General features: G+C 66.7%; 10 protein-coding genes. 7 read left to right on the forward strand and 3 right to left on the reverse strand.

All coding sequences use genetic code 11. From position 1 onward, the window contains the following. The first annotated feature begins 431 nt into the window (after positions 1–431). Entirely contained in the window at positions 432–2000 is a 1569-nt protein-coding gene (locus tag ATO9_RS13905; protein WP_043750156.1) for a 2-isopropylmalate synthase, read from the forward strand. An 88-nt stretch (positions 2001–2088) separates the two neighbouring features. Here the strand turns inward: ATO9_RS13905 and ATO9_RS13910 are convergent, their stop codons facing one another. Then, the gene (locus tag ATO9_RS13910) at positions 2089–2862 is read right to left on the reverse strand and encodes a 23S rRNA (adenine(2030)-N(6))-methyltransferase RlmJ (protein WP_043750158.1); all 774 of its coding nucleotides are present in this window, start codon (positions 2860–2862) and stop codon (positions 2089–2091) included. A gap of 186 nt (positions 2863–3048) precedes the next feature. On the opposite strand from ATO9_RS13910, the gene ATO9_RS13915 reads away from it, so the two are divergent. Genes ATO9_RS13915 through ATO9_RS13940 form a run of 6 tightly spaced genes read left to right on the forward strand, consistent with a single transcriptional unit; the run spans position 3049 to position 9636 of the window. Beyond that, positions 3049–4095, forward strand: coding sequence for a rod shape-determining protein (locus ATO9_RS13915; protein WP_043750162.1), 1047 nt, complete (start codon positions 3049–3051; stop codon positions 4093–4095). Positions 4096–4126: 31 nt separating this feature from the next. Beyond that, positions 4127–5041: a rod shape-determining protein MreC gene (gene mreC, locus ATO9_RS13920; protein WP_043750164.1), complete on the forward strand. Its 915-nt coding sequence runs from the start codon at positions 4127–4129 to the stop codon at positions 5039–5041. Continuing rightward, positions 5034–5582: a hypothetical protein gene (locus tag ATO9_RS13925; protein ID WP_043750167.1), complete on the forward strand. Its 549-nt coding sequence runs from the start codon at positions 5034–5036 to the stop codon at positions 5580–5582. Before mreC ends, ATO9_RS13925 begins: the two co-directional genes overlap by 8 nt. Next, positions 5579–7522 (forward strand): penicillin-binding protein 2, encoded by a 1944-nt coding sequence (gene mrdA / locus ATO9_RS13930; RefSeq protein WP_043750169.1) that lies wholly within the window; start codon positions 5579–5581, stop codon positions 7520–7522. Before ATO9_RS13925 ends, mrdA begins: the two co-directional genes overlap by 4 nt. Continuing rightward, positions 7519–8658 (forward strand): rod shape-determining protein RodA, encoded by a 1140-nt coding sequence (gene rodA, locus ATO9_RS13935; protein WP_043750171.1) that lies wholly within the window; start codon positions 7519–7521, stop codon positions 8656–8658. Before mrdA ends, rodA begins: the two co-directional genes overlap by 4 nt. Before the next feature lie 45 nt (positions 8659–8703). Then, positions 8704–9636: a 2-hydroxyacid dehydrogenase gene (locus ATO9_RS13940; protein ID WP_043750174.1), complete on the forward strand. Its 933-nt coding sequence runs from the start codon at positions 8704–8706 to the stop codon at positions 9634–9636. Between the two features lie 482 nt (positions 9637–10118). On the opposite strand, the gene ATO9_RS13945 is transcribed toward ATO9_RS13940, so the two are convergent. Then, positions 10119–10865 (reverse strand): N-acetylmuramoyl-L-alanine amidase, encoded by a 747-nt coding sequence (locus tag ATO9_RS13945; protein WP_238318765.1) that lies wholly within the window; start codon positions 10863–10865, stop codon positions 10119–10121. Positions 10866–10868: 3 nt separating this feature from the next. Then, the gene (locus ATO9_RS13950; protein WP_052418340.1) at positions 10869–11612 is read right to left on the reverse strand and encodes a hypothetical protein; all 744 of its coding nucleotides are present in this window, start codon (positions 11610–11612) and stop codon (positions 10869–10871) included. Positions 11613–11633 lie beyond the last annotated feature (21 nt).

Consider the following 11633-nt stretch of genomic DNA (forward strand, 5'->3'; position numbering starts at 1 on the left):
CGAATGTCCCGCCAGATCGGACCAACCAACAGAAAAGCCCACGCAACGCAGGGCCTGGCCAAAACCCCCTCTTTCATCTGGCCCGTCAATATCCCCGCCGGAGGCACCGCGACGCGTCCGCAGGACGCGGCGCAAAACATCCTGTGCGGCCCCGCCAGGGGCCGCTCCGCTTGGCAACGGCCGACCCTGCCGCAAACGGCGCCAAAGGCGGATGCTGCCCTGCGGCGTGATTGACGGGTTTTCAATCATTCCCCGCGAAGTTATAGAGACACCATGTTGACCCAGGGCCATATCACCACCGCAGCACGCCTTTCGCGTGCCGTTGCCCTGCGCCTACTCCTAATCCGCCTCTGAGCGTGCCACATCCGGCGCGACCGCTCAGGGGTATGCCGTTTCGCGCCATGGCTTTAGGAGAATGAAAGAGACATCCCATGACTGATACCAAACAGGACAAGGTCCTGATCTTCGACACGACGCTCCGTGACGGCGAACAAAGCCCCGGTGCCACCATGACCCACGAGGAAAAGCTCGAGATCGCCGCGGCGCTCGACGAGATGGGCGTGGACATCATCGAGGCCGGTTTCCCGATCGCCTCCGAAGGCGATTTCAACGCCGTGTCCGAGATCGCGAAGAATTCGAAAAATTCGGTGATCTGCGGCCTCTCCCGCGCGAATTTCAAGGATATCGACCGCAATTGGGAGGCCGTGAAACACGCCGCCCAGCCCCGGATCCACACCTTCATCGGCACCTCGCCGCTGCACCGGGCGATCCCGAACCTGACCATGGACGAAATGGCCGACCGCATCCACGAGACGGTCACCCATGCGCGCAACCTGTGCGACAACGTCCAGTGGTCGCCGATGGATGCCACCCGGACCGAACATGACTACCTCTGCCGCGTGGTGGAAATCGCCATCAAGGCCGGGGCCACCACGATCAACATCCCCGATACCGTCGGCTATACCGCCCCCCGCGAATCCGCCGACCTGATCCGGATGCTGCTCGAACGCGTCCCCGGCGCGGACGAGGTGGTGTTCTCCACCCATTGCCACAACGACCTTGGCATGGCGACGGCGAACAGCCTCGCCGCGGTCGAGGCCGGCGCGCGCCAGATCGAATGCACGATCAACGGCTTGGGCGAACGCGCGGGCAACACGGCGCTCGAAGAGGTCGTGATGGCGCTGCGCGTGCGCAACGACATCATGCCCTATGCCACCGGCATCGACACAACCAAGATCATGAAGCTGTCGCGCCGCGTCGCGACCGTCTCGGGCTTCCCGGTGCAGTACAACAAGGCGATCGTCGGCAAGAACGCCTTCCTGCACGAATCCGGCATCCACCAGGATGGCGTGCTCAAGAACGTCGAGACCTTCGAGATCATGAAGCCCGCCGATATCGGCCTGAACGAGGACAATATCGTCCTCGGCAAGCATTCCGGCCGGGCGGCGCTGAAATCCAAGCTCTCCGCGCTCGGGATCGACCTGGGCCAGAACCAGCTCAACGATATCTTCGTGCGGTTCAAGGACCTCGCGGACCGCAAGAAAGAGGTCTACGAGGATGATCTCTGGACCCTGATCCGCGACGCCGAGGACGAAACCCCCGACCGGCTGGAGCTCAAGGATCTCAAGGTGATTTGCGGCACCGGCGGCCAGTCGGCCGAGATGGTGATGATCGTCGACGGCGAGGAAAAGCGCGCCGAGACCACGGGCGACGGCCCGGTCGATGCCTGCTTCAACGCCGTGAAAGAGCTGTTCCCCCACAAGGCCAAGCTCGAGCTTTACCAGGTGCATGCCGTGACCCAGGGCACCGACGCCCAGGCCACCGTCTCTGTCCGCCTGAACGAGGACGGCCGCATCGTCACCGGTCAATCGGCGGATACCGACACGGTCGTGGCTTCGGTCAAGGCCTATATCCACGCGCTCAACCGCCTGCTGGTGCGCCGCGGCAAGGTCGGCGAAGGCGCCGATAACCGCGAGATCAGCTACAAGGACGTCAGCTGAACGCCGTGAAAGGCACGAAACATCAAGGCCCGGCCCCGCGCCGGGCCTTTTTCGTCAACAGTGACGGCGCGCCGCGGCCCCTGATCCCTCAGCCCTTGAACATCGCCTCGATCCGCGCCGCTTCCTCGGCCAGGCCATAGGGCGCGTTGATCACGAAGAGGCCCGATCCGATCATCCTGTGCCCGTCCCGCACCGGCGGGAACCGGACCTCGTGGCGTTCCGTCTTGGTGAACCCCGACAGCTCCAAGGAGGTCAGCATTTCCAGATGCGCCGCATCCCGCAGGATCGGGTACCACAGCGCCAGCACCCCGACGTTCCAGGCCTTGTGCAGCTGCCGCATCACCTTGGGGATCGTCTCGTAATCGGCCTTCACCTCGAAACTCGGGTCGATCAGCAAGAGGCCCCGGCGCGGATCGGGTGGGGCCAGCGAAAGGGCCAGTTCGAACCCGTCCTGGCGATGCACCCGCGCCCGCCAGCCGACCGCGCCTTCCAGCGCCGCATGTTCCTGCGGGTGCAGTTCGGCCAGGTGCATGGTGTCACCCTCGCGCAGCAGATGCGCGGCCAGGGCGGGCGAGCCGGGATAGGCCTCTGCCCCCTCGGCCTCGCGCAGCGCCTCGATGGTCGTGCGATAGGGATGGTCGGGCGCGAAACGCGGCAGCATCCGCCCGATCCCCGCCGCCGCTTCTCCGGTCTTGACCGCCTCGGGCGCGGACAGGTCGTAGATCCCCCGCCCCGCATGGGTTTCGATATAGGTCAGCGGTTTCGGCTTCTCGCCCAGCCGCGCCAGCATCCAGGCCAGAAGGGCATGTTTGTGCACGTCGGCCGGGTTCCCGGCATGGTAAAGATGTTGATAGCTCAGCATGGTCCTCCCCTAGCGCCCCGCAACGCCCGCGGCAACGTGTCCTGTGCGGGGCGAACCGGGCGAAATGGCGCTGATAAACCCGGTCAGGCCCTTTTGTCTGCGCCCTGCCCCCGCTAAAAGGGCGAACAGCCCGCCTCTTAACGAGTCGCAGGGCTGATTGGGGTATTTCGCAGGAACGCGGGGAAAATGGGAATTTTCGACAAGATACCGGGGCTCATTTCCTCGGACATGGCAATCGACCTTGGGACCGCGAACACACTTGTCTATGTCAAGGGCAAGGGCGTGATCCTGTCGGAACCCTCCGTCGTGGCCTACCACGTCAAGGACGGCGTCAAGAAGGTCCTGGCCGTCGGCGAGGATGCCAAGCTGATGCTGGGCCGGACCCCCGGCACGATCGAGGCGATCCGCCCGATGCGCGAAGGCGTGATCGCGGATTTCGACGTGGCCGAAGAGATGATCAAGCACTTCATCCGCAAGGTGCACAAGCGCTCGACCTTCTCCAAGCCCAAGATCATCGTCTGCGTGCCCCACGGCGCCACCCCGGTTGAAAAGCGCGCGATCCGCCAGTCGGTGCTGTCCGCAGGCGCCCGTCGCGCCGGCCTGATCGCCGAACCCATTGCCGCGGCCATTGGCGCCGGCATGCCGATCACCGACCCGACCGGCAACATGGTCGTCGATATCGGCGGCGGCACCACCGAGGTCGCCGTTCTGTCGCTGGGCGACATCGTCTACGCGCGCTCCGTTCGCGTCGGTGGCGACCGGATGGACGAGGCGATCATCTCCTATCTGCGGCGCCAGCAGAACCTGCTGGTGGGTGAATCCACCGCCGAGCGCATCAAGACCACCATCGGCACGGCGCGCATGCCCGACGATGGCCGGGGCGAGTCGCTCCAGATCCGCGGCCGCGACCTGCTGAACGGCGTGCCCAAGGAAACCGAGATCACTCAGGCCCAGGTGGCCGAGGCGCTGTCGGAACCCGTGCAGCAGATCTGCGAGGCGGTGATGACCGCGCTCGAAGCCACGCCCCCGGACCTCGCCGCCGACATCGTCGACCGCGGCGTGATGCTGACCGGTGGCGGTGCGCTGCTGGGCGACCTGGACCTGGCGTTGCGCGAACAGACCGGCCTGGCCGTGTCCATCGCGGATGAAAGCCTCAACTGCGTGGCCCTCGGCACCGGCAAGGCGCTGGAATACGAGAAACTGCTGCGCCACGCGATTGACTACGACAGCTGATCTGCCCACCCTCTTTTGAGTAGGGGAAACTTTGGCGAACGATCGCAAACAGGACGAGGATTATTTCAGACCCCTGCGCCGCCTGCTGGCCGGCGTGGTGATCCTGCTGTTGTTCGGCCTGTTCCTCGTCTGGCGCATCGACAGCCCCCGGGTCGAACGGTTCCGCGCCCAGGTGATCGACCAGGTCGTGCCCTCCTTCGACTGGGTCATGGCGCCGGTTCACGGGGGTTTGAACATCCTGCGCGACTTCCAATCCTATGCTCGGATTCATCAGCAGAATCAGGAACTCCGTCGGGAACTTCAGCAGATGAAGGCGTGGAAAGAGGCCGCCCTGCAGCTCGAGCAGGAAAATGCGCGGCTTCTCGATCTCAACAAGGTGCGGCTCGACCCGCGGCTGACCCATGTCACCGGGGTGGTCCTGGCCGATAGCGGGTCGCCCTTCCGGCAATCCGTGCTGCTGAACGTGGGCGCCCGCGACGGCATCGTCGACGGCTGGGCCACGATGGACGGGATCGGGCTGGTCGGGCGTATCTCGGGCGTTGGCGACAAGACCGCCCGCGTCCTGCTGCTGACCGACACGTCCTCGCGCCTGCCGGTGACGATCCAGCCCTCGGGCCAGCGCGCCCTGATCGAGGGCGACAATTCCGCCGCGCCCCCCATCGACTTCATCGAGGCCCCGGACCTGGTGCGCCCGGGCGACCGGGTGATTTCCTCCGGTGATGGCGGGGTGTTCCCGGCCGGCCTGCTCGTGGGCCGTGTCGCGCAGGATCCGGGCGGGCGCCTTCGCGTGCGCCTGGCGGCCGATTTCGAACGGCTGGAATACCTGCGGGTGCTGCGTCACCTCGGCACCGAAACGATCCGCGACCCCGGGTCTCTGATCGAACCCGATGGGGACCCCGCCGACCCCGCCGCGCTCGATCTCACGCGGGAGGATGTCGATGGCTGATCCGGTCGCCACCTCCGCCACCCGCATCTGGACCATGCGCGCGGCCTATCTGGGGATCGGGCTGGGCGTCTACATGCTGGAACTTGTTCCGCTGCAGACCACGCCGCGCGATTTCGCCGGGCCGGACCTGATCCTGCTGATGACCTTCGCCTTCGCCCTGCGGCGGCCGGAATTCGTGCCGCCCGCGCTGGTGGCGCTGGTCATCGTGCTGGGCGATCTGCTGCTGCTGCGCCCGCCCGGGCTGATGGCCGGCCTCGTCGTCGTCACCACCGAGGCGCTGCGCGCCCGCGCCGACGGGCTGCGCACCCTGCCCTTCACCGTGGAATGGCTGACCGCCGGGCTAGGTCTGGTCGGCGTCCTGCTGGGCTACCGCATCGTCATGGCGATCTTCCTGATCCCGCAGCCGCCGTTGCTGCTTTCGGTCAGCCAGCTGGCCATGTCGATCCTGGCCTACCCGATCATGGTGCTGGCCGTGGCCGCGCTCTTCGGGGTGCGCCGCGTCGCCCTGGGCGAGGTCGACACGCTGGGGCACAAGCTATGAGACGCCCGACCAAGGATACCGCCCGCGGCGCCCGCAAGATCAGCCGCCGCGCGCTGATCGTCGGCGGGCTTCAGGCCGGGTTCATGGGCGTGCTGGCCCTGCGGATGCGCTACATGCAGGTCGAGGAGGCCGACAAGTTCCGCCTGCTGGCCGAGGAAAACCGCGTCAACATCCGCCTCATCCCCCCGGCGCGGGGCGAGATCTTCGACCGCAATGGCCAGCCGATCGCGGTCAACCAGCCCTCCTACCGGATCACCCTGACGCGCGAGGATGCCGGCGATGTCGACGAGGTCATCGCCCGCCTGTCGCACCTGATCGAACTCGACGAGGAAGAGCTGAACCGCGCCATGACCGAGCTGCGGCGCACCTCACCCTTCTTCCCGGTCACCATCGCCGACAAGGTCAGCTGGTCCGACGTCACCCAGATCGCCGTGAACGCCCCCGCCCTGCCCGGCGTCACCCCCGAGGTCGGCCTGACCCGCACCTATCCGATGGGATCGGATTTCGCCCATGTGATCGGCTATGTCGGCCCGGTCTCGGATTACGACCTGGAAAAGATCGAGGCACCGGATCAGCTGCTGTTCATCCCGCGCTTCCAGATCGGCAAGGTCGGTCTCGAATCCAAGCTCGAGGACGAGTTGCGCGGCAAGGCCGGCGCCCGCCGGGTCGAGGTCAACCATGTCGGTCGCGAGATGCGCGAACTGGACCGCCGCGAAGGCATCCAGGGCCAGAACCTCCAGCTGACCATCGACCACGAGCTGCAGAACTATGTGCAGGCCCGGCTGGACGGCGAAAGCGCCGCGGCGGTGGTCATGGACGTCCACAACGGCGACCTGCTGGCCATCGCCTCCGCCCCGACCTTTGATCCGAACCTCTTCGTGCGCGGTATTTCCGTCAGCGATTACAAGGCGCTGACCGAGAACAAGTACCGCCCCCTCGCCGCCAAGTCGGTGCAGGGCATCTACCCGCCCGGCTCCACCTTCAAGATGGTCGTCGCGCTGGCCGGTCTCGACGAGGGCATCATCGGCCCCGAAGACACCTATTACTGCCCCGGCCACCTCGAGGTTTCGGGCCGCCGCTTCCATTGCTGGAAACGCGCGGGCCACGGCCACATGAACGTCGAATCCTCCCTCCGCGAAAGCTGCGACGTCTTCTATTACGAACTGGCCCTCGAACTGGGCATCGAAAAGATCTCGGCCATGGCGCGCAAGATGGGGCTGGGCGAACGCTTCGACATCCCGATGTCCGCCGTCGCCTCGGGCCTCACGCCGACCAAGGAATGGAAACGCCGCGCCCGCGATGCGGAATGGGTGATCGGGGACACCGTGAACTCCGCCATCGGCCAGGGCTTCGTGCTGGCCTCGCCGCTGCAACTGGCGGTGATGACGGCGCGGATCGCGTCGGGCCGCGCCGTGTCGCCGCGCCTCATCAAGACGATCGAGGGGATCGAACAGACCTCCGGCGACGGCGAAAGCCTCGGGTTGAACGAAAACCACCTGCGCCAGGTGCGCAAGGCCATGTTCGCCGTCTCCAACAACCGCCGGGGCACCGCTTACGGGTCGCGCATCATCGCCGAAGGCATGCGCATGGCCGGTAAGACCGGCACCTCGCAGGTGCGCAACATCACCGCCGCCGAACGCGCGGCCGGGGTGCGGTCCAACGCCGACCTGCCCTGGGAACGCCGCGACCACGCGCTTTTCGTCGATTTCGCCCCCTATGACGATCCCCGGATCGCCGTGGCGGTCATCATCGAACATGGCGGCGGCGGGTCGTCCGCCGCGGCCCCCGTGGCCCGTGACATCACGCTTCAGGCGCTTTACGGCGAAGACCCGCCGCTCGATGCCTACCCGACCAAGGATCGCGGCCGGATCGAGGCCCTGCAGGAAAAACTGCGCAAGTACCGTCCCGACGCCAAGACCGACGGAAGCAGCCGCGCATGAGTTATCTCGAGTATAACGTCAAGACCGTGCCCTCCGGCGCGCGCAAGGTGTTGTACCTGAACTGGCCGCTGGTGCTGCTGCTGACGGCCGTGGCCTCCTTCGGGTTCCTGATGCTCTACTCGGTCGCGGGCGGGTCACTGTCGCCCTGGGCCGAACCGCAGATGAAGCGCTTCCTGATCGGCCTGGCAGCTATGTTCGTCGTCGCCATGGTGCCGATCTGGCTGTGGCGCAACCTGTCGGTCGTGGCCTATCTGGGCTCCATCCTTCTGCTGGTCGGCGTGGAATTCTTCGGCGCGGTCGGCATGGGCGCGCAGCGCTGGATCGACCTCGGCTTCATGCGCCTGCAACCGTCCGAGCTGACCAAGATCACGCTGGTGATGATCCTCGCCGCCTATTACGACGCCCTGCCGATCAAGCGGACCTCGCGGCCGATCTGGGTCATCATCCCGGTCCTGCTGATCCTGCTGCCGACCTTCCTGGTGCTGCGCCAGCCCGACCTCGGCACCGCGCTTTTGCTGATGATCGGCGGCGGGGCGGTGATGTTCCTGGCCGGTGTGCACTGGGCCTATTTCGTCGCCGTGATCTCGGCCGGGATCGCCACCGTGGCCACCGTGTTCCAGTCCCGTGGCACCGATTGGCAGCTGATCAAGGATTACCAGTTCCGCCGCATCGACACCTTCATCGACCCGTCCAACGATCCGCTGGGGGCCGGCTATCACATCACCCAGGCCAAGATCGCGCTCGGCTCCGGCGGCTGGACGGGGCGCGGCTTCATGCAGGGCACGCAATCGCGGCTCAACTTCCTGCCCGAGAAACATACCGATTTCATCTTCACCACCCTGGCCGAGGAATTCGGCTTCATCGGCGCGTTTTCCCTGCTCGCGCTCTATGCGCTTATCCTCGTCTTCTGCGTCTCCTCGGCGCTGGCCAACAAGGATCGCTTCGCCTCCCTGCTGACGCTCGGGATCGCGACGACCTTCTTCCTGTTCTTCGCCGTGAACATGTCGATGGTGATGGGCCTCGCGCCCGTCGTCGGCGTGCCGCTGCCGCTGGTCTCCTACGGGGGGTCCGCCATGCTGGTCCTGCTGACCGCGTTCGGCCTGGTGCAAAGCGCGCATATCCACCGCCCGCGCTGATCCGCGGGCGCCCTCCTGATCCCTTCAACCAGCAAAGGTCGCTTCATGCCCGTCAACGTCCTCTTTTCCGCCCCGCCTGCCCTCTGGTCGGAGTACGAGGATCCGCTGGGCCGGGCCCTGTCTGAGGCCGGGATCGACGCGACGCTGTCGACCGACCTGCCCGCCGAGGACGTCGATTACATCGTCTACGCGCCCAACGACCACATGTCGGATTTCACCCCCTTCACCCGCGCCCGCGCCGTGCTCAGCCTCTGGGCCGGGGTCGAGGGGATCGTCGGCAATGACACCATCACAATGCCGCTGACACGCATGGTCGATCCGGGCCTGACCCAGGGCATGATCGACTGGGTGACGGGCCATGCCCTGCGCCATCACCTCGACATCGACTATTTCCTCGCCAACCAGTCCGGCGCGTGGAAACCCAAGGTGCCGCCGCTGGCGACCGATCGCCCCGTCACCGTCCTGGGGCTGGGCGAACTGGGCGCGGCCTGCGCCCAGGCGCTGGCCGGCCTCGGCTTTCCCGTCACCGGATGGAGCCGCTCGCCCAAATCCATAGACGGCATCACCTGCCTGCATGGCGATGACGGCCTGGCCAAGGCCCTGTCCAGCGCACAGATCCTGGTCCTTCTCCTGCCCCGCACCCCGCAGACCGAGGACCTGCTGGATGCCGAGGCCCTGAACCTGCTGCCGCGCGGCGCGGTGATCCTGAACCCCGGCCGCGGCCCGCTGATCGTCGACGACGCGCTGCTGTCGGCGCTCGACCGCGGCGCCGTGGCCCATGCCACGCTCGACGTCTTCCGGGTCGAGCCGCTGCCCGCCGATCACCCCTACTGGGCGCATCCGCAGGTCACCGTGACGCCCCATATCGCGTCCGAAACCCGCCCTGCCTCTGCCTCCCGCGTGATCGCCGACAACATCCGCCGCGCCGAAGCCGGAGAGCCCCTCCTCCACCTCGTCGACCGCGCCCGCGGGTATTGAGCGCCCAAGGGCGCGCATCCCGGCCTCCGCCCGATCCAAGGCAAGTCGACAAGAGAAGACCGGCAACCGTCAGAGCTTGGTCCGTTGAGCTGCGCATCTGGGAGCATCAAAGGGTCTCTGTCGATACCGACACCCCACATCACTCCAAGCCGTGAGAGCGCCGTCCCGCGGGGCGGCGCTCCGACCGATCCGCTCCGGCGCTTTCATGGTGCAATCCACATCTTCGCACATGGCTAGTCGCTAACTTCACCAAAGCGCCGCCCCGTGGGGGCGGGACGGCGCTCGCACGGCGCCTTCGGCTTGATTCCGTGCGGAGAAGAGTGGTGATCGGGAAAAAATTATTTCACTGGGTCGAGAACTTCGTCCCCCACAGCACACCAAATTTCTAAGTCGCAACGGGCCGTCCGCCCCCCCCAAGCCGTGCGTAGAAGAGCAAGGGCGATGCGATCAATTCGATCCAGCACGCTTTAACGGATGCCCCCTCAGACCCCCGCCGCCCCCCGAACCGCCGGGAACCGGTCCGCGATGTCGTGGGCGATGCGGCAATCCTCGGGCTCCAGCGGACCGCGCGCCTCGGCCGCCCAGGGGCGGAACCGCAGCCGGAAGGCCCAGAGCAGCAGCGCCTCCGGCGCCTCGGCCGGGGGCAGGTGATAGCCGATCCGGGCCAGGTCCGCCGCGAAACGCTCTGCATCGACCTCCCCTGCCGGGCCCTCAGACGGCCAGACCGCCAGGCCACGCCGCGCCAGCCGCGCCCAGTCGAAACGGGGGCCGGGATCGGATTTGCGGTGCGGCGCCATGTCGGAATGGCCGATGACCCGCTCGACCGGGATCGACCAGCGCTCGAGGATGCCGGGCAGCAAGGCCTCCAGCGCGGCCATCTGCGGCTCCGGGTAGGGATGCGTCGCGGTATTGGCCAGCTCGATCCCGATGGAGCGGGAATTCACCTCGTCCACATCCGCCCAGGCGCCCAGACCGGCATGCCAGGCGCGGTCGCGTTCATCCACCATCTGCCACAGATGGCCGGTTTCCGAGATCAGGTAATGGCACGACACCGGTGGCAGCCCCTCGGGCGGATCGGTGTCACACAGACGCTCCAGCGCGGCCTCGGCGGTCGCCATGGCCGTGTGGTGCACGATCACGATATCCGGCCCGCCGCCATGGCGCCGTTCGTTGATATTGGGGGACGGGACCCACTCGGCCCCGGGGTGACGATAGCCGCGAAGGCCCAAGCCTCAGCCGCCCGCCGCCTTGCGGAAGGGCCGCGGATCCCAGGAACAGGCATAGCCGTCCCCATCCGGATCCAGCCCCTTGCGATCCCGCTCCGGCCCGCCGGCTTTCAGGAAATCGGTCTGCGCCAGATCGGGCGAAGGATAGCCCGCACAATTGCGCTCATAGCGCGAGGCACCGCCGAAATTGGTCCGCCGGTATTGCTGCTGCCCCACCGCATGCGAGGTCTGCAACGCATAGGCCACGATGTTCGGCCCGGTATTGCTGCGCGCGGGCAACGCCTCGGGCTGGACCTGGGTGTAATTGGCGCGGTTCTCTTCGATCAGGGCACGGTCGCTCGCGATGGAACGCTGCTCGCCCACCGCGTCGAAATCGTTTTCCTGCGAAATGCCCATCTGGTTCACCGCAACCGGCGCCGGGTTCGACGGGCTGGCATCCAGCGGCTGCTGACCGCTGTTGGACCCGGCGCGCGCGATTGCAGCGCTGGCCTCGGCGGCCAGGGCTTCGGCATCGCTTGCCGGGTCGGCGGCATTGGCCGTGCCGGTCCCGTCCAGCGGCTGCGAGGTCACCATCGGCGCCGCCGGCACCGCACTGGCGCGGCCCGCCAGCTGCGCCTCGCGCTGGCGCTGGTACTCGGAATAATCGCCAAAACCGACACCGGCCCCGCTATCGGGAACCACCGGTTGACAGGCTGCAATCCCCGTCAGGGCCAGGGCCATCATCCCCAGCCGGAACTGCCGCTTCGTCATGTCCATGATCTGCTCACCCAA

The sequence above is a fragment of the Pseudooceanicola atlanticus genome, from assembly GCF_000768315.1.
Lineage (GTDB): Bacteria > Pseudomonadota > Alphaproteobacteria > Rhodobacterales > Rhodobacteraceae > Pseudooceanicola > Pseudooceanicola atlanticus.